17 protein-coding genes are annotated in these 26,492 nt (G+C 62.9%); 7 read left to right on the top strand and 10 right to left on the bottom strand.

Annotated features, from left to right (window positions below; all coding sequences use genetic code 11):
• Window positions 1–21 precede the first annotated feature (21 nt).
• The gene (locus tag BM400_RS05135; RefSeq protein WP_089837246.1) at window positions 22–2,160 is read right to left on the bottom strand and encodes a radical SAM protein; all 2,139 of its coding nucleotides are present in this window, start codon (window positions 2,158–2,160) and stop codon (window positions 22–24) included.
• Window positions 2,161–2,528: 368 nt separating this feature from the next.
• Between BM400_RS05135 and BM400_RS05130 the strand changes: the two genes are divergently transcribed.
• The 3 genes from BM400_RS05130 to BM400_RS05120 all read left to right on the top strand — a co-directional run bounded on the left by BM400_RS05130 (window position 2,529) and on the right by BM400_RS05120 (window position 9,136).
• Window positions 2,529–3,461: a DUF1175 family protein gene (locus tag BM400_RS05130; RefSeq protein ID WP_175528875.1), complete on the top strand. Its 933-nt coding sequence runs from the start codon at window positions 2,529–2,531 to the stop codon at window positions 3,459–3,461.
• Window positions 3,462–3,674: 213 nt separating this feature from the next.
• A complete protein-coding gene (locus BM400_RS05125) occupies window positions 3,675–8,429 on the top strand; it encodes an alpha-2-macroglobulin family protein (RefSeq protein ID WP_089837243.1) in 4,755 nt (1,584 codons plus the stop codon).
• A complete protein-coding gene (locus tag BM400_RS05120) occupies window positions 8,429–9,136 on the top strand; it encodes a hypothetical protein (RefSeq protein WP_089837241.1) in 708 nt (235 codons plus the stop codon). The genes BM400_RS05125 and BM400_RS05120 overlap by 1 nt, the downstream gene beginning before the upstream one ends.
• A gap of 172 nt (window positions 9,137–9,308) precedes the next feature.
• Here the strand turns inward: BM400_RS05120 and BM400_RS22760 are convergent, their stop codons facing one another.
• Window positions 9,309–10,916 (bottom strand): SpoIID/LytB domain-containing protein, encoded by a 1,608-nt coding sequence (locus BM400_RS22760; RefSeq protein WP_175528874.1) that lies wholly within the window; start codon window positions 10,914–10,916, stop codon window positions 9,309–9,311.
• Between the two features lie 59 nt (window positions 10,917–10,975).
• Window positions 10,976–11,761 (bottom strand): penicillin-binding transpeptidase domain-containing protein, encoded by a 786-nt coding sequence (locus tag BM400_RS05110; RefSeq protein WP_089837237.1) that lies wholly within the window; start codon window positions 11,759–11,761, stop codon window positions 10,976–10,978.
• 81 nt (window positions 11,762–11,842) lie between these two features.
• On the opposite strand from BM400_RS05110, the gene BM400_RS05105 reads away from it, so the two are divergent.
• Window positions 11,843–12,790, top strand: a complete 948-nt coding sequence (locus tag BM400_RS05105; RefSeq protein WP_089837235.1) for a cation diffusion facilitator family transporter — start codon at window positions 11,843–11,845, stop codon at window positions 12,788–12,790.
• A 689-nt stretch (window positions 12,791–13,479) separates the two neighbouring features.
• Here BM400_RS05105 and BM400_RS05100 read toward each other — a convergent pair.
• From BM400_RS05100 to BM400_RS05085, 4 genes are all read right to left on the bottom strand, one after another.
• Window positions 13,480–14,130, bottom strand: coding sequence for an alpha/beta hydrolase (locus BM400_RS05100; protein ID WP_089837234.1), 651 nt, complete (start codon window positions 14,128–14,130; stop codon window positions 13,480–13,482).
• On the bottom strand, window positions 14,127–15,080 hold the full coding sequence (locus tag BM400_RS05095; protein ID WP_089837232.1) for a ring-cleaving dioxygenase: 954 nt from the start codon (window positions 15,078–15,080) through the stop codon (window positions 14,127–14,129). The genes BM400_RS05100 and BM400_RS05095 overlap by 4 nt, the downstream gene beginning before the upstream one ends.
• A 496-nt stretch (window positions 15,081–15,576) precedes the next feature.
• Window positions 15,577–16,560 carry a transaldolase gene (locus BM400_RS05090; RefSeq protein ID WP_089837229.1) on the bottom strand — a complete coding sequence of 328 codons (984 nt, stop codon included), beginning with the start codon at window positions 16,558–16,560 and terminating at the stop codon, window positions 15,577–15,579.
• A gap of 67 nt (window positions 16,561–16,627) precedes the next feature.
• Window positions 16,628–17,536 carry a fibronectin type III domain-containing protein gene (locus BM400_RS05085; protein ID WP_141223812.1) on the bottom strand — a complete coding sequence of 303 codons (909 nt, stop codon included), beginning with the start codon at window positions 17,534–17,536 and terminating at the stop codon, window positions 16,628–16,630.
• Between the two features lie 381 nt (window positions 17,537–17,917).
• Between BM400_RS05085 and BM400_RS05080 the strand changes: the two genes are divergently transcribed.
• Entirely contained in the window at window positions 17,918–18,763 is an 846-nt protein-coding gene (locus tag BM400_RS05080; RefSeq protein ID WP_245781691.1) for a helix-turn-helix domain-containing protein, read from the top strand.
• Window positions 18,764–18,987: 224 nt separating this feature from the next.
• Here BM400_RS05080 and BM400_RS05075 read toward each other — a convergent pair whose 3' ends face one another.
• From BM400_RS05075 to BM400_RS05065, 3 genes are all read right to left on the bottom strand, one after another.
• Complete coding sequence (locus BM400_RS05075; RefSeq protein WP_089837223.1) at window positions 18,988–19,722, bottom strand: carbohydrate-binding family 9-like protein; 735 nt, start codon at window positions 19,720–19,722, stop codon at window positions 18,988–18,990.
• Entirely contained in the window at window positions 19,716–20,360 is a 645-nt protein-coding gene (locus BM400_RS05070) for an Nmad2 family putative nucleotide modification protein (protein ID WP_089837220.1), read from the bottom strand. The genes BM400_RS05075 and BM400_RS05070 overlap by 7 nt, the downstream gene beginning before the upstream one ends.
• A 118-nt stretch (window positions 20,361–20,478) precedes the next feature.
• Complete coding sequence (locus BM400_RS05065) at window positions 20,479–20,928, bottom strand: YybH family protein (RefSeq protein ID WP_089837218.1); 450 nt, start codon at window positions 20,926–20,928, stop codon at window positions 20,479–20,481.
• Window positions 20,929–21,006: 78 nt separating this feature from the next.
• On the opposite strand from BM400_RS05065, the gene BM400_RS05060 reads away from it, so the two are divergent.
• Together BM400_RS05060 and bamA are read left to right on the top strand one after the other, a co-directional pair.
• Window positions 21,007–23,157 (top strand): molybdopterin-containing oxidoreductase family protein, encoded by a 2,151-nt coding sequence (locus BM400_RS05060; RefSeq protein ID WP_089837216.1) that lies wholly within the window; start codon window positions 21,007–21,009, stop codon window positions 23,155–23,157.
• A 189-nt stretch (window positions 23,158–23,346) separates the two neighbouring features.
• On the top strand, window positions 23,347–26,337 hold the full coding sequence (gene bamA / locus BM400_RS05055) for an outer membrane protein assembly factor BamA (protein ID WP_425432385.1): 2,991 nt from the start codon (window positions 23,347–23,349) through the stop codon (window positions 26,335–26,337).
• Window positions 26,338–26,492 lie beyond the last annotated feature (155 nt).

Raw genomic sequence — 26,492 nt, 5'->3', positions numbered from 1 at the left:
GCGCAAAGCGCGGTCGAAGGCTTAGTCGCCCGAAACCGTCTCGGGAATGCTCGAGACCACTTCCACGTTCGAAGCCGGTGCCGGTGCCGCGGGCTTGATCCCACCCAGTCCGCCGATCTCGCCGATGGCGACAAATCCGCCGGGCATGTCGGGTTCCTTGAGGATCTCCTTGCGGTACAGCTTGGCCATCTTCGCGTTCTCGGCATCCTGCTTGATCTTCGCGTCGCGCGCCCGGATCTTCTCCTCGCGGGCGTTCTTCGCGATACCGGACTTCTCGAACGTATCGTTGGCGGCTGCATCGACGTGCGCCTGGTTCAGGACCAGGTCATACTTGTCCTGCTTATCGAGACCGACCTTCTTACCACCGGCGAAGATCTCGTGGCGGCCGTGCTCCTCGTACCACTTGGTGAGCGACGACGTCATGTGCATCTTCTCGATGATGTTGCGCCAGCCCACACCCGTGTTGTACGCGCAGAAGCTGATCTCGCCCTCCTGCGTCGCGTACGGGATGATGCACTGCTCGGTCCGGCGGAAATCGTAGTTGAACAGATCCTGGAACCACATGCCTGCGATGAACAGGAAGTTCCAACGATCCGCGCGGCGCTTCTCGATGTCGGCCATCGTACGATCGCCCGTGACCTTGCCGTAGTTGCGGCCGGTCGCGCCGAAGCACTTGTCGAACTTCTGCAGCAGATCCATGATGCGGAAGTGCGTCGGAGCCTTCGTGGGATCGTAGTTGCGCAGCAGCGCAAGCGACACACCCACGATCGACAGGAACTTGCCGCGGGCCGCATCGTTCACGCGAGCCACGTCCTTCGCAAGCTGCACCGCATCCAGGAACGCCGTTACGGGAACAGCTTCCTTCGTTTCCTTATCGATCATCAGCGCCATGCCGATACCGCAGTTCGGGTGGCATCCGCAGGAGAGCTGGCCCCAGTCGTGATCCGGTCCGTGAACCAGATCCGCCCAGTCCGAGAACGTCGACATGAACGAGATCGGGAACCAGTCGCGCGTGCTCTCGCCAAGGCCCGTCTGCGAACGCACATCGTGCGCAAGGTGCGAAAGCGTGTAACGCTGCGCCATGCGGCGCTCGTCCGACACATCCTCATCGCGGCCCGTGAAGCTCACCGGCTGGAACGAAAGGAAGTTGATCTTCTTCGGGTTGTCGAGCGCGAACTCGATGATGCGGCCAACCTGCTCGTTGTTGATGCCGTTGATGATACAGGTGACGGGAACGATATCCACACCGGCCGCGTGCAGGTTGTGGATCGCCTGCAGCTTCACATCGAACGAGTTGCCCACCTTGCGATGCGAGTTGGCGGCATTGCCGATACCGTCGAACTGCAGATACGCGTAGCGCAGACCGGCCTCAGCCGCGGCGCGCGCGAACTCAGCCGACTTCGCGAACTCAATCCCGTTGGTCGCAGCCTGCACCGAGTTGTAACCCACCTTGCGGGCATACGCGACGGCATCCAGGAAGTAAGGCGAAAGCGTGGGCTCGCCACCCGAGAACTGAACCGACATCTGGCGGCGCGGCTTGATGGTGATCGCGTTGTCCAGCATGGTCTTGATCTCGTCCCACGTCAGTTCGTGGACGAATCCAACCTGGTTCGCATCCATGAAGCAGGGATCGCACATCATGTTGCAGCGGTTCGTCAGATCGATCGTCAGCACCGATCCACGTCCGTGCGTCACGGTCGACGTTCCGTGGTTGTGCAGCTTCTCATCGTTGTGTGCCTTGATGTCGCGGCCCGGGAACACATCCTCGAGGTGCTTCATCATCGGCGGATCGATCGACATGACATCTTCGAAGTGGCCATGGATCGGGCAGTCCTTCACCATCAGGATCTGGCCGTCGCGCTCGATGATCTGCGCCTTGATCTCGCCGACCTTCTCATTCAGAAGAATCTCGTGGGGCAGCTTGCCGTCCACGATCTGCTGGCGAATCTCAGGGATGCATTTCGGGCAGAGAGAGTCCGTCGTACGCGGCCAGCCAAGGGGCGGCTTCTCTTTCTGGTAGCTCTTGAGCAGGGGCTTGTCGCTCCACTTGGGCGTAAAGCTCGCGTTCGGGTTGATCGAATTCAACCTGCTGAAGACGGCCCAACCGGCTTTTGCACCGTAGGTGAGTGTCTTTTCGAAGAACTTCGCTGCCTTAGGCATGGGGGTCTCGCTCCTGTAAGGAAAATCTGTCCAACTAAATGTCTTGAGTCCTGCTTTGGATTCCGGGGAATCCAGGTTGGATTCGCGGAATCGTGACAACTCGTTCATCATCTACCTCCCAGAGGCCGGAACGAAGCACCGAGGAGCGAACGGCAAGAATCTGCATTGAACGGGGATTCAAGAGCTCCAATCGGGATGCCGCCACAAAACCGGGTGCCCCGCATCTCGAAGTTGCGATGTGGGAATCCCGCCTCCAGCTCCCAAGGCAGGGAGAGCAAGCCGATGGTGCCCCACCTTCGCGACAGGCACCATCGGCGCGAAGCTTGTCTGGCGCCACAAAATCCCCCGGGGGCGTTTACTCTTCTCCTGTGAAACGCCTCCTCCCACTCGTCGTCCTGCTAGGCTGCTCCCACCCCGTCGTCCTCCAACCCATCGCGACCACCCTGCCCGCCGACGGACGCCTGCACCTCGCCGCCATCCTCCCCAACACCTCCAGCCTCAGCGCGCCCCCCCGCACCCTCCTCCAACAGGACGGCCCCAACACAAAGCTCCTCGTCCGCGCACCCGTCACCCCGGGAACCCTCCGCCTCGCCATAGCCACCAAGACCCTCCCCATGACCTTCACCCCCGACCAAGCCCCCAGCCGCTCCGCCCCCAACCTCCCCGACTGGTTCCCCCTGCACACCGCCGAGGACCGCGACGCCTTCCGCCGCTGGTTCACCGCCGTAGCCGACCGCGCCGCCGACCTCCCACCCGCCAAACTCCCCGCCGAGATCTCCGACTGCTCCGCCCTCCTCCGCTACAGCCTCCGCGAAGCCCTCCGTGCGCACGACGACAAGTGGTACGCCGACGCCGGCCGCGACATGCCCACGCTCCCCTCCGTCCTCCAGTGGACCTACCCCAACACCCCCATGGGCAACGGCCTCTTCCGCACCCGCCCCGGCGCCTTCACCCCGTCCGACCTCACCAGCGGCACCTTCGCCCAGTTCGCCGACGCCAAAACCCTCGTCGCCGCCAACAGCTTCCTCCTAAGCCGCAACCTCGCCCGAGCCCGCCCCGGCGACCTCATCTTCTACCGCCTCCTCGAAGACGACTCCCAATTTCACTCGATGATCGTCACCGGCCCCCACGCTGAGTGGGTCGTCTACCACACAGGCCCCGTAAACGGGACAAAAGGGGAGATGCGCCGCGTCCTATTGGCAGACTTGATTCACCACCCCGATCCCCGCTGGCGTCCCATCCCGTCCAATGAGAACTTTCTAGGCGTATACCGTTGGAATCTCCTCGCCGAAGACCGCTAAACACATCTCCGAGGACTGCGGAAGACGGAACGGCATGGCCTCAGCCATGCCACAACGGTCTGCTCTTACGATCATGGTCTGAGATTCCCGCAGGGAATCGTTTTGGCTTCTGAATCCGTCTGGGCTTCAATTCCTCAATCCCCCAGCGATCCCGAAAGACGCGCACCACCAAGGAGTAGTACGCTGCGAAAGAAACAAACGGGGCAGGTCACCATGCAGGTCAAGGCCAAGTTCGGCATAGTAGCGGCAGCTCTCCTTCTGCTCGCCTTCACCCCCACGGCCCACGCCGCCCCCGAGCCCTACTTCAACCTCAGCACCTACAAATCCTTCGCCCCCAACGAAAAGCCCAGGATCCACCTCTACGCCCGCAACGTCGACACCCTCGAGTTCCGCGTCTACCACATCGACGACCCAGACAAGTTCATCGCCAACCTGCCCCAGATGCACTCCTTCGGCGACCAGCACGTCTACTCCCCCGTCGAGCAGATCGACGAAAAGACCCTCCTCGAACGCTTCCACGACTGGAAGCGCGGTCTCTGGTCCGGCGTCAAGGACTTCCTCCGCACCCAGCTCTCCCACAAAACCCGTCAGGCCCTCACCGCTAAACAGTCCGGCCTCGCGAAGCGCAGCCGCATCGTCGGCGTAGCCCAGTTCGCCCAGATCCCCCTCCTCAACGACAAGCAGCTCGTAGCGCGCTGGCATCAGGAGATGCCCCCCACCTTCGTCAGCGACAACCAGGTCCTGCCCATCGACGCCCTCCCCGCCGGCATGTACCTCGTCGAGGCCACCGACGCCCACCTCAAGGCCTACACCGTCCTCATGGTCTCCCAGACCGCCCTCGTCACCCGCACCGTAGCCGGCAGCCTCCTCGCCTACGTCGTCGACCGCATCACCGGAGCCCCCGTCAGCGGAGCCGCCATCTCCCTCGGCCTCAGCGGCCATCCCCTCACCCAGAAGACCACCGACGCCGAAGGCACCGCCGAGTTCACCCCGCCCGCCGGCCCATCCACCGACGCCCCGACCGATGGAACGGACGGCACCGACGGCATCGACCACAACAAGATGTGGCTCGTCGCCCGCAAGGGCTCCGACGTAGCCCTCGTCGCCCCCTACTTCGGCTCCTTCACCGCCGTGCGCGGCACCACCTACACCAGCTTCGTCTACACCGATCGCCCCGTTTACCGCCCCGGCCACACCGTCCACTGGAAGGCCGTCCTCCGCCAGTACGCCGCGAACACCCTCGTCCTGCCGAAGTTCTCCCAGGCACACGTCACCATCACCGACGACCAGCAAAAGCAGCTCTTCGACAAGAACGTCGCCGTCTCCGCCGACGGCACCCTCAACGGCGACCTCATCCTCGCCACCGACACCTCCCTCGGCGACTACACCATCAACGTAAGCGGCGTCCAGGACAGCAACGTCGGCGTCTCCGGATACGCCAGCTTCAAGGTCGAGGAGTACCGCAAGCCCGAGTACGAGGTCCGCGTCTCCGCTGCCCAGCAGCATCTTCTGCAAGGCTCCCCCAACACCCTCACCATCGACTCCCGTTACTTCTTCGGCGAACCCGTCACCGGCGCCAAGGTCAAGTGGACCGTTCAGCAGACCCCGCACTCCTGGTGGGACTCCGAAGACGACGACTCCGACCACACCATGGCCACCGAAGAGGGCGACGACAGCAGTTACCCCGGCAGCAACGGCGATGAGGAAGCCACCGGCACCGGAACCCTCAACGCCGACGGCAAACTCGTCGTCAAGATCCCCACCCGCTTCGTAGAACGCGACCACAACGACAAGGACTACACCGTCACCGCCGGCGTCACCGACCCCGCCGGCCGCGAGATCAGCGGAGCCTACAAGTTCCTCGCCACCTACGGCTCCTTCCGCATTCACGCCGAGCCCGTCAGCTACTTCGCCCGCAAAGGCGATCCCATCACCCTCAAGCTCTCCGCCGTCGACTACGAAAACCACCCCATCGCCACCAGGATCCACCTCAAACTCACGCAGTCCAAATACAGCAACGGCAAAACCCAGACCCTCGACGCAGGCGCGGCCGACGGCAGCACCGACGCCAAAGGCGAAGGCGCCGTGCAGGTCACCCCCACCCTCTCCGGCTCCATCGAGGTCCTCGCCACCGCCGACACCCCTGAGCACCGCACCGTGCAGGACGCCACCTGGCTCTACGTCTCCGGCCCCAGGGAAACCATCGACGCCGACGACCTCGACGACTCCTCCCGCCAGATGAAGATCCTCGCCGACAAGAAGTCCTATGCCCCCGGCGACATCGCGCACCTGAGCATCGTCGGCGACATCACCGGCTTCTCCGCCCTCATCACCGCCACCGGCTACACCGCCGAGTTCCGCAAAACCCTCACCACCACCGGACAGGCCCTCACCTTCGACCTCCCCATCACCAAGGACGCGCAGCCTAACCTCACCATCGACGCCGTACTGATCAAGGACAACCAGCTCTACCAGGCCCACAAATCCCTTAAGGTCCCACCCACCCAACAGGCCCTGCAGATCGAGATCACACCCGCAGCCCAGACCTTCCAGCCCCAGCAGACCGCCGCCTACGACGTCGTTACGAAAGATGCCACCGGCCACCCCGTCTCCGCCGAACTCAGCTTCGGCGTCGTCGACGAAGCCATCTACGCCCTCTATAAAGACCACTCCGGCGACCTGCTCAAATCCATGTACCCCGAGCGTGAGACCTACGCCAGCTTCGACTCTTCCCTCACCTTCTTCTTCTCCGGCGAAGCCGGCAATAAATCCCCCATGCTCGCCGAGCGCCACACCCGTTACCGCCCCATGCTCGCGCAGGTCAAGCCCGTCAACGACGCCAAGTCCCCGCACATCCGCAAGGACTTCCCCGACACCGCCTTCTGGGCCCCCGACATCCACACCGACGCCAACGGCCACGCCCGCGTCACCCTCAAGTTCCCCGACTCCCTCACCACCTGGCGCACCACCGTCCGGGCCATCACGCGCGACTCCAAAGCCGGCTCGCTCATCAACCGCGTTATCGTGCGCAAAAACGTCATCGTCCGCATGGGCCAGCCGCGCTTCCTGCGCAACGGCGACACCGTCTCCGTCCCGGTCATCGTCCACAACTACCTCACCGACACCAAGCAAGTCACGCTCTCCCTCGAAGCCACCGGCCTCGATGTCGTGGGCGGTTCCACCCAACAGGTCACCGTCCCCGCCAAGGGCGAAGCCACCGCCTACTGGAAGCTCAAGGCCAGCCACATCGGCACCGCCAAGCTGCTGGCGAAAGCCATCACCAACGAAGAGTCCGACGCCCTCGAAATCTCCTTCCCCGTCAAACCCAGCGGCGTCCAAAAGACCGTCAACGCCTCAGGCTCCATCGCAGGCACCGGCGACAAATCCACCCCCATCGCGTTCCCCGCCAACACCGACCCCGCAGCCCACAACATCACCGTCACCGTCAGCCCCTCCATCGCGGGCTCCATCTTCGGCGCGCTCGACTACCTCAGCACCTTCCCCTACGGCTGCACCGAGCAGACCATGTCCAGCTTCCTGCCCAACATCCTCATCGCCGACGCCGCCAAAAAACTCCCCATCCCCAGGCCCAACCAGGCCACGCTCGACGCCAAAATTCAAGCAGGTTTCGACCGCCTCGCCGACTACCAGCACGCCGACGGCGGATGGGGCTGGTGGAAGGAGGACAACTCCCAGATCTTCATGACCGCCTACGTCGTCAGCGGCTACGGCCAGGCCAAAAAAGCCGGCTACGACAAGGCCGGTGAAAGCCTGCGCCGCGGCATCCAGTTCCTCGAGAACACCCTCAAGGCGCACCCCCGCATGCTCCCCGAGCTCCGCGCCTATACCGTCTACGCGCTCGCCGAAGCCGGCACCGGCGACCACAAGCTCCTCGCGAACGAGATCGACACCCTCTACAACCGCCGCACCGACCTCAGCGCCCAGGGCCTCGCCTTCTCCGGCCTCGCCATGCTCGAAGTCAACGACAGGCGCGCCCAGGAAATAGCAACCATCCTCGTTACAAAAGCAGTCAAGGAAGGCGACCGCGTGAGCTGGCCCTCGGCCCGCCAACCCCTCCTCGACATCGCGGCCGACTCCAGCGCCGAAGCCACGGGCTACGCATTGAAGTTCCTCGTACACGCCCAGCCCAACAGCCCCCTGCTCACCGGTGCCGCCCAATGGCTCGTCGCCAACCGCAGCGAGGGCTCCTACTGGGTCTCCACCGAGCAGACCGCCTCTGTCCTCTTCGGTCTCACCGACTACCTCGCCGCTACCCACGAACTAAGCGGCGACGCCGACCTCGAAGTCTTCCTCAACGGAACCTCCGCCGCCAAAAAGCACTTCACCCAGTCCGACATCCTCGCCGGCTCCGTCCTCACCGTCACCCTCGACCCCGGCAAACTCGCTCCGCAAGCGAACACCGTGAAGATCGTCGCCCACACCTCCGGCCGCGCCTACTACAGCACCGTCGGCACGTACTTCTCCACCGACAAGAGCTCCTACCAGCAGGGCACCATGAGTCTCAACATCGCCCGCGACTACTTCAAGCTCGTCCCCACGACCACCAAGGACAACACCATCGTCTACAACCTCCAGCCTCTGAACGGTCCCGTCCAGCAAGGCGACGTCCTCGCCGTCCACCTCGGCATCACCGGCTCACCCCAGAAATACCTCCTCATCGAAGACCCCATCCCCGCTGGCACCGAGTTCATCCCCAGCGAGTCCACCTACAACATCGTCCAGCGCCCCAGCGACTGGGGCTACTGGTACACCCGCCGCGAGTTCCACGACGACCGCGCCGCCATCTTCGCCACCTCCTTCGAGAAGCGGCAGGAGTCCTTCTACCTCCTCAAAGTCATCAACCCGGGCAGCTTCGAGATCAGCCCAGCCTCCGTCGCGCCCATGTACCAGCCCGGCATCCAGGCCACCACCGACGAGCTCCATCTCGACGTCAAGGAGGTGCAGTAATGCTCGCCCGCCTCAACGCCAGGACCCTCCTCCTCGCCGCAGCCGGAAGCATCGCCGTCGCCGTCGCGATCGCCCTCTGGCTTCAAATCCCCGACTCTCACACCTGGGAGTTCGCACTCTCCGTCCTCACCGGTATCGCGATCGTCCTCGCCACCCTCTGGCTCAAAGCCACCATTCTGCGCCGCATCCGCATCGGCCAGGCCGCCACACCGAAGTCCATGGCCATCCTCGTCCCCTGGATCGCCGTCTTCTGGATCCTCGTCCATCTCATCCAGCTCCTCACCATCCACGTTGTGGAGCGAGCCGGCTTCTGGAACTCCCGTCTCTCCGCCCGCCAGCGCACCCTCTTCACCGAGCCCCGCCTCGAATCCTGGCAGAACGACGCCATCAGCACCCTCCTCTGGTTCGTCCTCCCCGGCCTGCTCCTCCCCCTCATCATCGAGACCGTCTCCAGCGGCACCCTCAAGACCGCAGCCCGCGTGTACCGGCGCTGGCAGCTCTGGCTCACCGTCGGGGTCGCGACCACCCTCGGCGGTTGGCTCACGGGCAAGCTCACCACCTGGCACCCCTCCGAGACCGTCCACGGCGAACTCCTCAGCGCCATCGCCCGCCTCAGCCTCCTCTACGCGCTCCTCCTCGCCATAGCCCTCATCGCCCTAGCCATCATCTCCAACCAACTCGCCCGCTCCGCCACCAGGCAAGACTGAGCCACCAATCCGGGTGCCCCACATCTCGATCCTGAGATGTGGGAATGCCGCCACCGAACCTCCCCACAGAGTTGCTTCGCCCAACAGCCGTGCCGTAAACGCCAGCTTTTACAATCACGACTTAAGATTCCCGCAGCGAATCGTTTCGGCTTTTGTCGTTGCCTTCTACTCCCTACTCCCTGCCTTGAGGCACTCCACTCGTCAACCACCCCACCACCACCCCAACCCCATACCCCTTCACCAACCGCCGAACCATCGCCCCCGCTTCCCGATGCGCGACCTGCGCCTCCGCCAGCGATCCGGGCCGCTCCAGCTTCCCTTCGACATCCTTGACGAGCCCCACCTCCATAGACCCACCAGGCTCCGCCAAAGCCTCCACCAGCCCCTCCCGAAACCAAAGCGGCACCCCATCGGAAGCCCGCGCCTCCACCAGAACATGCAGCATCTCATGCAGCAAAAGCCCCGGCGCACGCACCCCCGCCGGCTGCATAAAGATCCGTTCCCCCCGCGTAGCCGCCAACGTCCAACCCGGCTCACCCGTCACCCCCCGAAACAGCGCCACGGTCGGAAACACCCTCACCACCGGATGCACCGCCTCCGACACCCGCACAAGCCCCCTTGCCCTCCGCCAGGCCTCATCCCCCTTCTTCACCATCTCCCCATCCGGAGCCGTCGAAACGAGCGTCCACCCCACTCCATCCCGCGTCTGCCACCCCGCATCCTGCGCAGTCACCCGCACCGCCGCCCCCGGAAAATAGAACCGCAGAATCGCCCCCGCATCCCTCCCCTCCCCTGCCATCACCCGGGCCCCCGCCTGGCTCAACCCAACCCCATGCCCATACCCTTTCCCCTCGAACACAGCCGACTGCCCCACCACCCGCACCGTATACAAATCGCTCCGCAGCCGGTTCCACCCTAGCTCCCGCCCCATCGCAAACCGAAACGCCGGCCCCGCCATCTCAAACCCGCCCACCCGAATCCGGCCCACCCTCCCCGACCCCGTCCTCCGCACCACCGCGATCTCGCGCACCGGCCCCACGACCGCAAACCCCTCCCGCACCAAAGCCTGCCGAAGCTCCTCCAATCCAATCTCCGCATGCCACTGCGAGGGAGCCCTCTCGCTCGCCGGATCCGCCTGCGACCGCAACCACACCTGCGCAACCCCACCCCACGCCACCGAGGAAGCCTCCGTCACCCCACCGCTGCTCTGCGTAAAGTACCCCGGAACCTGCCGTCCCCCGACCCACAACGTCTCCCCCGCCGTCTCCCTCACCGCATCCGCAATCGCCCCCGAAACCGCCCCCAGCCGAAGCACCTGCGTCTTCGTGGAATCCGTCAACTCACCCGGATGCGTCATCGCATAGCTCCGCACCACCACCGCCAGCGCCCGCAGCGAAGCCGGAGGCTCATCCGCCGCAGCCTCGCCGCTCAGCACCGCCGCGACATACCGTTCACTCGGCAGCGTCACCCTCACCCGCAACCCATCCCGCTCCGAGTCCACCCGCCAACTCCCCGCCGCCGAAGCCTTCCGCCGCGTATCCGTCTCCACCCGCACATCCCCCAGGACCACCACCCCCACCGCAGCCCCAGACTTCACCGTAACGGCTCTTCCCAGCGCCTGAAACGCACACCCCGGACAAGCCTTCCACGTCACCGCCCCGCTCAAAGGCGTAACCGTGACCGCCCCCACCCGATCCGTATCGAACATCCTCACCGTAAGGTCCCGAGCCGTCACATCCTGACCCCAGGCCCCAGCCGTAAACAACAAAACGAGCCACAAAACCGGGTGCCCCAAGTCTTGCCTCTGAGACCCGGGTTCCGATCGCGCCGTAAAACCCCTCATCGCCCCAAACCCTCCACCACCCGCCGACCCAACCCAGCCGCATCCGCCCCACTCCCTCGCGGCACATACACCACCACCACCGTCTTCCCCGACGCCACCCCCGCAAACCATCCATGCGTCCAGCTCTGCCCCGGATCCTTCACCGTTCCCGTCTTCCCCACCAACCCCGGCATCCGGGCGTTATCCGCCATCCCAAACTGCACACTATCCTCAAGCCCCCCCATCACCACGGGAGTCGCCCTCGATGCCAGAATCCGGTAGGCCTGCGCCATCTGCAAGGGAGTCACCCTCGACCCCACCACCCCCAGCGCCGTCAAAACCCGACCCTCCGGACTCCCGTCACTCTCCGCCGAAGGCAGCCCAAAACGAACCAGCCCCATACGCAACTCGAAATCCGACATCCGCTCCGCCAGCCGCGCAAAATACGTGTTGCACGAATAAGCCAGCGCCGCACGCCCGTCGAACACGGTCACGTCCCGCGGATGCGTACACGCCAGATTCCTCCCACCCACCGCCAGATTCCCCCGGCACTCGACCGTGGTTCCCGGCTGCACCAGCCGGGCGTCCAGTCCCAGGTACAAAATGAACGGCTTCAACGTAGACCCCGGCAGCGCCGCCGCCTCTGGCCCAGTCTTCGCCAGAAGCCTGCCCGTCCTCACATCCATCAGCACCGCCGACGCTCCGGTCCCACGCAACGCCTCATCCAGCACGGCCTTCTGCCCCGCCGCCACGCCCGTCGATACCAACACCGCAACCGCCGCGCAAAAAAGTCGCCTCAGCATCTTCGTCACCTGTCGTTCATCTTATGGAGGTTCCCCCAGTCGAAACATCCCTTTTCGACGGGATAGGAATAGACTGATTCCATGCATATGTCGGCCAGTACGGGGAAAAACGACCGCAGGCTACGCTTTGTGCTGAAGCTCTCCATGGCGCTCACCACCGCCTACATCGCCGGAACGTTCCTCTTCGGCCTCCGCGCCCACTCCCTCGCGCTCATCTCCGAAGCCGGCCACAACGTCTCCGACCTCCTCGCCATCCTGCTCTCGTTCCTCGCCGTCTTCCTCCAGTCACGCCCCGCCAACGATCGCAAGACCTTCGGCTACCAGCGCGCCGGCGTCCTCGCCGCCTTCGTCAACGCCCTCACCCTCATCGTCCTCTCCGGCTGGATCGCCATCGCCGCCATCGGACGCCTGCACTCTCCCGTCCCCGTCCAGCCCAACGTCATGATGATCGTTGCCACCTTCGGCGTCCTCATGAACGGAGCCGTCGCCGCTCTCCTCTGGCGCTTCTCCCGCGACGTCAACATCCGTTCCGTCTTCCTCCACATGCTCGGCGACACCCTCTCCACCGCCGCCGTCATCGCCGGAGGCGCTGGCATCCTCTTCACCGGCCTCACCTGGATCGACCCCGTCCTCTCCCTCATCATCGCCGGCCTCATCCTCTGGTCCAGCGCCGGCATCGTCCGCGAGACCTTCAACATCCTCCTCGAGGGCACCCCCAAGGGCCTCCAGGTCCCCGAGATCCGCGCCGCGATCCAGAAGATCCCCGGCGTCCTCGGTGTCCACGACCTCCACGTCTGGAGCCTCACCACCGACTCCCACGCTCTCGCCAGCCACATCACCATCGGCGACCGCCCCCTCGCCGAGTCCCGCGCGATCCTCAAGGAAGTCAACCACGCCCTGGAGCATCGCTTCCAGATCCACCACACCACCATCCAGTTCGAAGCCACCGACTGCTCCAAGGCCGAGGGCTGCTGCAACCCGCCCCGCCCCGTCGAAGAGCACGCCTGCTCCCACGACCACGCGCACTAAAAGCATTGACAACAACGCTCGAAGTGCATCAAGTAATAGCAGAATGTGTGGAAGATGCTTCCACAATTGCCGATGCAGTAAAAAGCCCCTCCGTGGCAGGAACCACTCGTGGGCTGTTGCAAACGCTAGTTGATGTTGTGCAGCCAGAGGAAAGCTTTGAACAGCAGGAAGAGCAGAATCTCTCCCGGCAGCTCAAACAGCAGCTTCACCCATTTGACTCGTACAAGTCTCATGGGCGTTACCTCCTCAAAGGATCGCCTCGGGGCCCTAACCCCGAGGCGTTTCGCTTGTTAGGGCGAAACTTGTACATCCCTCCGGAGTGCCCTTTGAGCGTTCCTGCCTTTGAGTCAGCGCCTCAGTATGTCATCTCGATGTCATCTCGTTTCCATTCCGCGCTATACCAAATTGACGCCGGGTTTGAGGGCCAAAGGCCCGTCTCATCACAGCCTGGGGCAACGCCCCAAGGTAAAACGGCCAAAGCCGGCAAAGGGCTGAAAGCCCGCCCCAATACAGCCGCCAACTCCAGCTGCTCCCGAGTCACCGTATACGTCCTGCGAAGTGAAAGAACCCCCGTATTTTTTCTCGAAGCGCCGCTCTCTAGAACAGGGACCGCCACGAAGCCGGGTGCTCAACCCAGAAAAAAGGCCCGCGCCGCAAACAACAGGCGCAGGCCATCTTCGCTGTCGGAGCTACCGTATCAGTTGCGCCACAATCCCATCCGCCAACTCGACTTCCTCCCGCGAAACCGTATGCGGCCGCCCCGGATACCGCTTCGTCACCACCTCGGCCCCCATCCCCTCGAGGATCGCCGCCGAAGTCTCCACCCGCGTCCACGGCACATGCGGATCCGGGTCTCCCGAAAGCATCAGCACCGGAGTCCCCGCCAAACCCGCCGCTCGTGACCCCGCAGCGACCTCGGCATCCGTCCCGATCAGCCCGCCCGTCAGCGCAATCAGCCCGCCATACCGCGCCGGATACCGCGCCACGAACTCCGTCGAGAGACATGCGCCCTGCGAGAACCCGCACAGCACAATCTTCTCCGTAGGAATCCCAGCCGCAATCACCTCATCCGCAATCGCCTTCACCTTCGCCAAAGCCGACGAAAGCCACGGCTCGTTCTGCGCCTGTGGGGCCAGAAACGAAGTCGGATACCACGTCCGGCCGGCCGCCTGCGGGGCCAGGTAAGCCAGCCCCGGATGCGACATCTCCCGGCTCAGCCCCAGAATGTCCTCAGCCGAAGCCCCGCGCCCATGCAGCAGAATCACCACCCCGCGCGCCTCGGCGAGCGGCTCGCCGAGGTGCAGCACCGGTTGGTCCTTATGCGGATCGAGAGCACTCACTGAGCACCGCCCTTCTTCAGCTCGATCACCGGCAGATTCTTCTCCACCTGCGCCCTCTTCGGCTCCAGCCACGGCGGCAGCTTCAGACCCTCGCCCAGCGACTCCACCGGCTCATCCAGTGCAAAACCCGGAGGATCCGTCGCAATCTCGAACAGCACGCCACCCGGCTCACGGAAGTAAATCGAGTGGAAGTACGTACGATCCTGCACCGGCGTCACCGCCAGCCCCTCGTTCGTCAGCAGCTCTTTCCACGCAAGCTGCGCCGCATCGTCCGTCGTGCGGAACGCAATGTGATGCACCGAACCCGCGCCCATCCGCCCATACGACGGATTCTTCGGCACCACCAAATCGATATGGTTGCCCAGAGCAGCGCCCGGAGCCGAAAACCTCGTCCTGTTCCCCTCCACCGCAACCTGAGGGAAGCCCATCGTCGTCAGCACCTGCGCGGTGCGCCCGGCATCCGCCAGCGCCAGCGTCACCCCGAAGAAGCCGCGAATCGCATGCTCCGCCGGAATATCCGCAAAGCGCGAAGGCTGCACCGGTGCCGCATCGGCATGGGCCACAATCTCCAGCCGCATCCCATCCGGATCGGCGAACGAAAGCACCTGCTCGTCAAACCTCTGCCCCGTCCGCTCCGCCGGAACGCCGTGCGCCAAAAGGTGCTTCTCCCAAAACTCCAACGAACCCGCAGGCACGCTGAAGGCAGTGGCCGTGGTCTCTCCAACACCATGCGATCCACGCGTGGCACCCGGCCACGGGAAGAAGGTCAGGATGGTGCCGGGCGATCCGGCATCGTCCCCGAAGTAGAAGTGGAAGCTTCCCGGGTCATCGAAGTTGATGGTGCGCTTGACGAAGCGAAGCCCCAGAACCTGCGTATAAAAATCGAGGTTGCGCTGCGGGTTGGAGGCGATGGCTGTGACGTGATGAAGACCAACGATCGGTGTAGGCATGGACGTACTTCTTTCTGTGGGCGGGGCGATCGATCCGCGAGCCGCATCCGAATGATCTGATGTCATCCGCCTCATTTTGATTCTTCCGGCCGTACAGTCTCATAAAACGACATCATCCGGAATGCCCATCTCGCAGCATCGGTTCTGCTCATCCCTCGACGAAACTGTGTCCCCTCGACAAGCGCTTGCATGGGATCGCAGTCGAACTGGGGATTGCCTGGCACCCGGAAGTTGATCCCGACTCCCTGATCCACCTGGTGTCTGAAACATGGCCACAAAACCCATACATTTCACCAGGTTTTCCATGCAAAACACCATACGTTCGCGACCGAAAAGTTTCTGGTGAATCCTTGGGAAATACGTGTGGTCTACCGGTAAGCCGTTTAGAAAACCATCTTTACGGAGAGTGCACCAAAAATGGTGCAAGATAGCGGCAAAGTGGTCTAACCAAATGCAAAATGCCCCGGGCCATTGGCCCGGGGCATCGCGTCTTCCGCTACTGTTTGGGGAGGGTCTTCAGACGGTCCGCAAGCAGCTTTTCGAGGTCTTCGAGAGCCTTCGAGAAGCCCTCGATGCCTTCCTTCAGTTTGTCGTGCGCCATCTTGTCCGCCGCGTGCATCTCTTCGAACTTGGCCTTGTCGATCGTCAGCTTCTCAATCGCAAGGGTCTTCGAGTAGGCCGGGTCCAGCTTCTTCGTCAGTTCGCCTTCCTTCGCATCCAACTCGCCCAGCAGCTTCGGAGCGATCGTCAACAGATCGCAACCCGCCAGCTCCTCGATCTCGCCGATGTTGCGGAAGCTCGCGCCCATCACCACGGTCTTGTAGTCGAACTTCTTGTAATAGTGGTAGATCGTCGTCACCGACTGCACGCCCGGGTCGTCCGCGCCCACGTAGTCCTTGCCCGTGTCTTTCTTGTACCAATCCAGGATGCGGCCCACGAACGGCGAGATCAGCGTTACCTTCGCCTCGGCGCAGGCGATCGCCTGGTGCAGACCGAACAGAAGCGTCAGGTTGCAGTGAATGCCTTCCTTCTCCAGAATCTCGGCGGCCTTGATGCCCTCCCAGGTGCTGGCGATCTTCACCAGCACGCGCGACCGCGGAATCCCCGCCTTGTCGTACTGCGCGATGATGTCCCTGGCCTGCTCCAGCGTCTTCTCGGTATCGTACGAAAGGCGCGCATCCACCTCGGTCGAAACCCGGCCCGGAACGATGTCCAGAATCTTGCGGCCGAAGGCCACGGCCAGCGTCTTGAACGCCAGTGCCGCTACCGTCTCATCGCTCGCGCCCTCGCCCGCTTCCTTGCGAGCGGTCTGCAGGCAGTCGTCGACGATCTGCGCGTACGCAGGCATGGTCGCGGCGGCTGCGATCAGCGAGGGGTTGGTCGTGGAATCCGTCGGCTTGAACTTCACAATCGAATTGATGTCGCCGGAGTCGGCGACCACGGTGGTCATGGTGCGAAGTTGTTCAAGGAGTGTTGCCATGGTGGTAAGACCTTTCGTTCGCGAATTTCGTCGCCTTTAGATTAGCAGGATTCCACATCCCCACTTGCTATGGGATGTCTTCGATGGCCTCGCTGGTTCGGCTTTCGTTTCCGCTGCGGTCCAGCGCCGTAACGCGGTAGCGGTAACGATGATGGGGCAGCACAGCGGTGTCGCGGAAGGCCGGTTCGGTGAGCGGTTCGGGCGTCAGCAGGCGCGGGGTGGAGAAAGGATCGGCAAGATCGACGCGGTAGACGCGATAGCCGGCGAGATCCGACTCCGTGTTCGCCTCCCAGGAAAGATCGAGCGTGGCCTTGCCGTTCAGCGATCCCGGCACCGACTCCAAACCACGGGGCGGTGCCGGCGGGAACGTATCGCGGAGCGCCACGGAGATCGTGCTGGTCGGCTCGCTGCGCAGTTGCAGTGCCCGCCCCCCAAGCTCCACATTCGAAATGCGTTGCGCCGTATATGTATACGTCAGGCCGGTCACCGGAGCCGTATCGAGCATCCCGTTGGCCGGCGTCGCGGGACGTAACAACACAGGTGCCGCCGGGTCGGTCTTCTTGCCGACGGGAATGTCCCCTTGCTTTTTCTCCTTCGGAGCGGCAGCCTGCGGCTGGACCAGCGTCCTGGTGACCTCCACGGCAGCCTCGGGAGGGGTCGGCCCCCACTCCAGCACTACCCCCGGGCGTGTCTGCGTGGCATGAAAGGCTGCCACGACCGGTTCCGCCGGACCCGACGGCGCGAAGACCGGTGCGGTTGGCGCGGCGGAGCGCCCGGACGGGTTCAGCAGACGAATTCTGTAGGCGATCGCCAGCCTGGGCCCCGCCAGCAGCGAGGCGGGCAACTTGTCCTCAGCCGTCGAGGCACCGGCGTGTCCCGGCAGATGCAGTACGGCCGTGCAAGGAACAGGAACCGGCCTGGGCGGCTTGACCCGAGGCGGTGGAAGCACCGGATCGCGGCAGATTTCGACCGTCACGGGAAAGCCGATATCCACTCCATCGGTCGTGCGTGTGGGTGGGCTCCAAGAAATTTTGACCCGGTCACCAATCCGTAGTGCGCTCAGGTCCGTAGCTTTGTCAGGAAGATTGAGTGACGGGGGACGCGGATTCCCCGGGCTGGCGCATCCAATGCAGAGAAGGCCGACCGCAACTCCGGCGGCAAGAACGGCCGGGAAACGCAACTTTAGCATCGAATTCGGGTGAAGCATCACAGACAAAGCCTAGCACCGAGCGTGCAACGGACTGGCAGAGGATACGAGGAGCTCGTCAAGGCCCCGTAAAAAAAGAATTCGAAGATCAGGCATCTATTGATGTCACTTCAACATCTGTTTACAGTATAAAGAGCTGAGGACAACCTTATGTCGACTCAAACCACACTTCCAGATCAGCAAATGGAGACCATCCCGGCAACTCCGGATGAAAGCCAGGCTGAAACGATTGAAGTTCAGACCGAGGCCCCCCTCGGTCATCAACAGGTTGACCCCACTGCAGCCGAGGCTTTTATCACCGAGAAGCGAATCGGTGAGCGGATCAAGCATCTCCGTTTGAAGAAGTCGATGGGTCTGGTCGAACTTGGCCGTCACACCGGACTCTCGGCAAGTTTCCTGTCTCAACTCGAGACCGGGCGCGTCGTGCCCACGCTGCGCAACCTCGCCCGCATCGCCATGGTCTTCTCGAAGGACCTTAATTACTTCTTCGAGCCGGAGCCGCAGACGCTGTTCCGCGTTCACCGCGGCAAGGATCGTGTCCGTCTTCCGCAGTCGGGCGTGGACGATCCGGCGTACTACTTCGAGAGCCTGGGTTACATGGTTCCCGAACGTCATCTCGATCCGTACTTCGCCGAGTTTCTGCCCAAGAAGGCAGGCCGCGAGGTGAGGGCTCACCAACACACCGGCTGTGAGTTCCTCTATCTGCTGGGTGGGCAGCTCGATGTGCGTCATGGAGACGCGGTCTACCATGTAGAGCCGGGCGACGCGATCTACTTCGACGCCAATACGATCCACAGCTACAACTGCGCCAGCGCGGAGTCGGCAACGGCCCTGATCGTGACGATGCAGCAGCCGGGATCCGGACGCCAGACGTCCGGGATGGTGCGCCGCAATCCGGACCTCACGTCCAAGAAATCGACGGATCATGGCGAGCCCGGCGTGAAGCCCAAGCGCATCGGCCTCGCTCCCAACCCACTGAGTGGTCGTCCCCAGTAAAGAGGTCCAACCTCTAGCCTGAAAAGTGGTCTGAAAGTGCACCGGTTTCCGGTGCACTTTTTTCTTTGCCCGTATCCTGGTGTTCTGAAGGACTTACACGCCTTCGATGCAAAAAAACCAACGTTTCACCAGAAACGTTCTTGTCTCGAAAACGTGGTGAAATGCATGGATTTCATGGCAAAAACGTGGTGAAAAGCGTGTAGAAAACGGTCCGATCAGCCGGGCTAGGGTTTGAAATGCAGATAGCCCCAGTGGGTGGGGATGTGCATGTTGATCAGGCCTTGCGGGGTCCAGACCCAGTTGTCTTCCTTCGGCTGTCCGGGGGTCCACTCGACACGGCTGAAGTTGACGCGCCAGGTGTCGCCGGTTTTGGGTGCGGGGACCGGGAGGCGGCTGGCGTAGGCGGTCCAGGGGATCGCGATCTCGACGGTCCAGCCCTTGTCTCGATCGGAGGGATCGTTCAGGGTGCCCTGCACGGATACGGCGGTCTTGAGACCGGGGATATCCCATGAGTTATCGGCCTTGCCGTGTTCGCGGTAGGGCTTGTTCAGGAAGAGATCCCATGAGGTGTTGAGGGCGTTGATCTCGAACTCGAAGTAGCCGGGGTCGGTGTCGAGGGGCTTGAGGAAGAGCTCGAAGTCGTTGTCGCGGAAGATGACGGAGTCGTGCTCGGTGAGCTTGGCGTGGACGTTCGGCTCTTCAAGTTCGGCGGCGATGTAGAGGTATTGATCGTCCCAGAGCATCTTGGCGCGGGTGCGGAACTTAGGCGTGGGGAGTTCCTTGCCCTGGATGTCCATGAAGTCCGTGGTCCAGGGAGCGGCGGTCCAGGCTGCATCGTCGAGTTTGCCGTCGATGTGGACCGGGCTCGTGGCGCGGGGGCAGTCGTAGGCCTTGGGGGCGGGCAGATTGGCTTCGGTGGGGAGCTGGAGGGCGAGGAAGAGAAGCGGCAGAATCAGCATGTGGGCTTCCTACTTTTCGGATTGGTTTCCGTGGTCACGACAGACGGGGTATAGCGTGTGGGCTGCTTCCAAAGATAGCGGAAGAGGGCGTCGAATTCGCGCTCGCGGGATGCCGGGTGGTTGACGCGGTGTCCCTGGCCGAGGGGTTCGATGAGGGCGTGGACTTCGTGGAAGCGGTCGGGGATGAGCACCGGGCTGGGGCTGAAGTAGCGGAAGTTGTCGCTGACGAGGATGCGTCCGTTGTTGCAGGATCCGGCGCGTCCGAGGTCGCGGCCATAGGAGATGGGATCGGCGTGGACTTCCGTATGCCCGCGGTGCGTGAAGGAACCGTCGTCGCGATTGAGCTGGTAGATGCAATCGGGGCGTGAACGGTAGGGGCTGCGCGGGGCATAGTACACGTGGGCGTCCAGTGCGCCGGAGACGATGGCGGCATAGATGACGGCGTGAAGCGGGTACTTTCTGGACTGGGCAAGGGACTGGCTGGTGACGCCGAGGATGCGGTCGCCCGCTACGGCGGTGCGGCGGATGGCGGGTTTGCAGAGGGCGAGGGTGAGAAAGGGGTGGGAGCCGGCGCGGGGTTTGGGAGCGCAGGGGGCGGTGCCGTCGTTGTAGGAGAGTTTGTAGAGATAGGTCTTCATGGGTTTGGTTGAGCTGGATTCGAAACTGAGGCGGCGGAGGGTATGACCGCAGTACCCGACCCTCTCTCGACGGCTGTGCGGTCGAGATGAGGATGGGTATCCATCGATGGCTTCTTCTTTAGGTCGTGTGGTCGACGACGATCTTCCAGCCGGCATCGGTCTTTTCGAAGACGAGGGAGAAGATGCCGTCGGCTGGGCCTCCGGCCTTCTTGGAGCGGTCGAGGTGATAGTGGCCGAGCACGACGGCGAACTTTTCATCCAGCGGATGAACCTCCAACTCCGAGAAGCCGAGCGTGCCCATCGCCTCCTTGTTGGGATAGTTCTTCTTGTACTCGAGCACCATCTGGTCGTAGCCACGCGAGATGTGCGAACCGATGAAGAGCGTGTCCGGCGAGTTTTTGTAGCCGGAGGCGAAGGCGTCGATGTTGCCGTCGTTCCAGGCTCGCTCCTGCGCCAGAAGAACCTTGATGACGCCAAGCTCCTGGGGGGTTGCGACCTTCAACTGAGCGGGGGCATGCGCGGAGGTGGCCAGGAGAGCGATGACGAGGACAGAGAGCAGGCGGCGCATGGGGTATCTCCTTGGAGGGAAGAGGGCGAAAGAAGGTTCAACGACGCATCGGCTTTCCGAAATCCTATACTGATATGCATGAACGCCGATACGGATATCGCCACAACGCACGTTGTGCATGCGGTCTGCTCGCTGGACTGCCCTGACTCCTGTGGCGTGCTCGTCACGATCGACACGGCCTCGGGCCGCGCCACCAAGGTACAGGGCGATCCCACGCACCCGGTGACGCGCGGTTTTCTGTGCGGCAAGGTGGCGAAGATGCTTGACCGTGTCTATGCACCGGACCGGTTGCTGTATCCCATGCGGCGCAAGGCCGGGGTGCCGAAGGGGAAGCTCGCCCATGGGCGGGAGGCCGAGGCCTTCGAGCGGATCACGTGGGATGAGGCGATCGAAGAGATCAGTGTGCGACTGGAGGGCATTGCGCGGGAGCATGGACCGGAGTCGGTGCTGCCTTACAGCTATGCCGGGACGATCGGACAGTTGGGCTATGGTTCGATGGACCGCCGCTTCTTTCATCGGATGGGAGCGTCGCAACTGGACCGCACGATCTGCTCCTCGGCGGGTGGCGCGGCGTTGACGAGCGTGTATGGGATTCGGCTGGGGACAAAGCCGCAGGACTATGCGAAGGCCGGGATGATCCTCGCGTGGGGCGCGAACATCCATGGCAACAATATTCATCTTTGGCCGTTCATTGAAGAGGCTCGGCGGAACGGGGCGAAGCTGGTGGTGATCGATCCGTACCGGACGCGTACGGCTGCGCTGGCGGATGAGCATCTTGCGATCCGGCCGGGCACCGACACGCTGCTGGCGCTGGGGATGATGCATGTGATCTTCCGCGAGGGGCTGGAGGATAAGGCTTATCTGGAGGCATGCGTGCGGCCCGGGGATGCGGAGGCGCTGCGAACGCATGCGTTGCAGGCGGAGCATGCTCCGGAGGCGGTTGCTGCGGTCACGGGGATTGCTGGGGAGAAGATCGAGGAGCTGGCGCGGGCGTATGCGACGACCTTTGCGACGAGCGGGAAGGGTGCAGCGATCCGGCTGAACTACGGCGTGCAACGGAGCGAAAACGGAGGCACGGCGGCGCGGGCGGTTGCGATGCTGCCGCTTGTGATCGGGAGCTGGCAGCACGAAGGCGGAGGTTTGACGCTTTCGACGAGTGGGAGCTTTCCGTTCAACACCACGGCGACGCAGATGCCGGAGCTGATGCTGCAGAGTCCGCTGGGGCGGGCGTCGCGGGTGGTGAATATGAGCGAGCTGGGGCAGGCGCTTACCACCTTGAGCGATCCTCCGGTGAAGGCGATGTTTGTGTACAACTCAAACCCGGCGGTGGTGGCTCCGAACCAGAATGCGGTGCTGAAGGGGATGGCGCGGGAGGACCTGTTTACGGTGGTCCATGAGCAGTTTTTTACGGATACCGCAGACTATGCGGACTACCTGCTGCCGGCGCCGACGTTTCTCGAGACGAAGGATGTGCAGGGGAGTTATGGGCATCTGTTGGCGCAGGTCTCGCAGAGGGCGATCGAGCCGCGGGGCGAGGTGCGGAACAATGTCCGGCTGTTTGGGGAGCTGGGGAAGAGGATGTTTGGGGATGCGTGCTTCGACGATCGCGAGGACGAGCTGATCGACCAGGCTCTGACAACGGATCACCCGTTCTTTGCCGGGATTACGCGGGAGCGGCTGGAGCGCGAGGGGCATGCGGCACTGGTGCTTCCGGGGCCGCTGCCCTTCAGCACAGCCGACTGGTTCAAGACGGCCAGCGGACGGGCGGAGTTGAAGCCTTTGCCGATGTTCGTGGCGGCGGTCGAGTCGCGGAATGCTCCGGCGGCGCGGGCGTATCCTCTGGAGTTTCTGCCGCGCAAGGCCGACAACTACATGAACTCGACGTTCGTGAACCATCCGGGGCACCAGAGGCTGGAGGCGAAGAACGCGGGCGTGCTGGAGATGCATCCTACCGATGCCGCGCCGCGCGGGATCGCCAGCGGGGATACGGTGGAGATCTTCAATGCGCGGGGAAGTATCGCGCTGAAGGCGGTCGTGAATGAACAGGTGGGCGAGGGCGTGGTGGCCGCGCGTCTGGGGTGGAATAAGCTTTCCGCGGGCTCGGCGGGTTTGAACGCGCTGACCTCGGAGACGCTGACGGATATCGGGGGCGGGGCGACGTTCTATTCGACGCTCGTCGAGGTGAGGCGAGCGGTTTCGACGGGCGACGAGCGTCCGTTGCACCAGTGAAGGTGCAACTATTACCTTCCGAGGCCCCTCATGATGAAAAACCGGCGCTGCCGAGTGCGGATTTCCTGCCCGGCACGTCTAAAAACCACCGCCGGGCGAATGCCACGAGGAACGAGCTGGACCAAAGTGTTTTGGTCGTGATTTTGGTCTGGACTCGCTAACCGCGGGGCACTCACCTATAATCAGGGTTTGCCGAAGGAACCTGCCGGGCGCGATCTTGAGAGCAGTGAGGGTGTGCGTATTTTTACCGTAAAGCGAGAGAGCGGAAGCTCCCTGAATCATCAAACCACCACGCCTGTGCGCCCGCGCCTCTGCCGCTTCCGCCACGCAAGTGCCTTCGCCGTGCTCGCAATCTGCACGGGGTCGGCGTCGTTTCTTACCGTATCCGCAGAGGCCCAGGCGGCCGCGCCCGGCTCTCCGCAGGCGCTGTGCCAGCCGCAGGTCATCGGAAATCGCCGTATTCCCAAGGAGTCCGTGCTGGCACGGCTCTTCTCGCACCAGGGCGACTTGTATGATGCGGCGCTTGTCGAGCGCGACTTCAACTCGTTGTGGAACACGGGCTATTTCGACGACATTCACATTGAGCGGGCCGATACACCGGCCTGCGTGCAGTTGATCGTCGTGGTCCGGGAAAAGCCGACCATCCGCGAGATCAACTACAAGGGCGTCAACGCGGTTTCGCAGTCGGACATCCTGGATCGGTTCAAGAAGGCCAAGGTGCCGCTCACGGTCGAGAGCCAGTACGACCCGACCAAGATCAAGCGTGCGGAAGTGGTTCTTGCCGAGCTGCTGGGTGAGCACGGACACCAGTTCGCGGTCATCAAGACCGAAGTAAAGAATATTCCTCCCGCTGCGGTTGCCATCACCTTCAATGTGAAGGAAGGCCCGACGGTCAAGGTTGGCAAGATCGAGTTCACCGGCAACGAAAATCTCTCGGACCGCACGCTGCGCGCCGCGATGAAGAACCTGAAGCCGATCGGCATTCCGCACTCGATCATCCTTGAGAATCTGTTCGCCAAGACGTTCGACGCTTCGAAGCTGGACGAGGACACGGAGCGTGTCCGTCAGGCGTATCGCGAGCGCGGTTACTTCAAGGTGATTCCGAGCGAGGCACAGTCCAAGGTGCGCGATGCGGGTGGTTTGAATCCGTTCACGCTGCGTCCCTCGACGGGCAAGCGCGCGGACATCCTCATCCCGATCGAAGAGGGTGCGCGTTACAAGCTTGGCGGCATTAACTTTACGGGAAACAAGGCTGTCACGAATCTGAAGGTCCTTCGCGCGCAGTTCGCGCAGAAGGATGGCGAGTACTTCAACGCCACCAAGTTCGGCGAAGGCATCAAGGCATTGCAGAAGGCATACGGACAGCTTGGCTATATCAACTTCGTCGGCCAGCCTGTACCGCGCTTTGACGAAGCCAAGAAGCTGATTTATCTGGACATCGATATCGACGAGGGCAAGCCCTTCTACGTATCGCGCATCGAGTTCACGGGCAACACGATTACCCGCGACAAGGTCATCCGCCGCGAACTGCTGCTTGAAGAAGGCCAGATCTACAACAGCCAGCTTTGGGACCTTTCGATTCTGCGTTTGAACCAGTTGAACTACTTTGAAGCGCTGAAGGCCGATCAGGACTCCGAGTCGCGCCAGAACGCGGACGAGGGCACGGTCGACCTGCTGCTGAAGCTGAAGGAGAAGGGCAAGAACTCCATCGGTTTGAACGGCGGTATCAGCGGTAACTCGGGTACGTTCATCGGACTCAACTACGAGACGAACAACTTCCTGGGACTGGGCGAGACGCTTTCGGTTCAGGCCAATGTCGGCGATCTCTCTCGCAACCTGAGCCTGGGCTTCACCGAGCCTTACCTGCGTAACAAGCCGATCTCGCTGGGCGTACAGGTGTTCACCAGCAAGTACGACTACAACCCGGCGAAGAGCTACGGTATCTCGAACAGCGCTTCGGCCAACCTGACCGCGGCCCAGACCTCGCAGTTGACGAACTACAACACGTCGACGACGGGTCTTACGGTTTCGCTGTCGGAGCCTCTGCGTCATCTCTTCGCGCTGAAGGGCGTTACCCGCGTGGGCGTTTCGTTCGCCCTGTCGCGTTCGTCGATCTCGACCTTCAACGACAACACACGCAACGTGTTCCAGTCGCTTGCCTTCCGTTCGGGTGTCGCGGGACAGAACCAGTTGAGCGGCATTATCACCTCGGTGATCTCGCCCAGCTTTACGTTCTCCTCGCTGGATCGTGGCGTAGGCCCGCACAACGGCAAGGACTTCAACGCGACCTTCCAGATCGCCGGCGCGGGCGGCAACGTCAAGTACATCCGCCCGGTTGTCAGCTATCGCCAGTTCTTCCCGATGAAGGGTCTGCGCGTGAGCCGCGAGGGACATAACGTTCTCGGCTACCGCCTGCAGTTCGCCCACATTGAAGGCTTCGGCGGCGAAGTCGCTCCGCCGGCCGATCGTATCTACACCGGTGGCGAAGCGGACGTTCGCGGCTTCGACGTGCGTTCGTCCTCGCCGTACACCTTCATTCCGAACAAGGTCGAGTTCAACCTGACCAACCCGGATGGAACGCTGGTCCCGCGCGACCCGACGAACCCGACGCTGGGCAATGTGCAGATTCCCCTGCCCATCTACCGCCTGGTCTCGATCGGTGGCGACACGAGCTTTACCGCCAACGTCGAGTACCGCATCCCGATCGCGAATCAGGTCACCTTCGCCTTCTTCAACGACTTCGGCATGACGATGGATCTGCTGCCTGGCCAGTTGCGCCAGAACGCAGCCGGTCTGTCGACGATCTCGAGCCCGCTGTATGGCTGCCCGACGTTTGTCAACGGCGCCTGCTTCGGCGGCAAGAAGGTGGAGTTCCCGCTCCAACTGAACAACGTGCCGTTCACGAACTACGTGCCGCGCATGTCGACGGGTGCCGAGCTTCAGGTGATCCTGCCGATCGTCAATGCTCCGTTCCGCCTCTACTACGCGTACAACGCGCTTCGCCTGTATCGCGATGTGCCGCAGCAACTGGCAGTGGACGACGCGACCTTCCGCAGCTTCTTCCCGAACTCGGGTGCGGGCTTGTTCTCCTACCAACAGGCGCTCCAGTACTACGGAGCCAACTACACCCTGCGCGAGCCGAGAAAGACCTTCCGCCTCTCGGTCAGCACTACCTTCTAACCGGAGCGTTGCAGTAAAAAGGCCACCCAATCGGGTGGCCTTTTTGCTGCGTGTGTCCTGCCGGACGGGCCCGCTGCGCGCGGGTCACTGGGTGACATGTATACCTGTGTTGCCGACTCAAGATGTTCTGGGCCTCGCGTTGCTCGGCGGGAAAC

Origin of the sequence: Granulicella pectinivorans, assembly GCF_900114625.1 — a bacterium.
Taxonomy (GTDB): Bacteria; Acidobacteriota; Terriglobia; order Terriglobales; family Acidobacteriaceae; genus Edaphobacter; species Edaphobacter pectinivorans.
The sequence above is the reverse complement of the archived record's forward strand: the minus strand, read 5'-3'. Positions and strand labels throughout refer to the sequence as shown.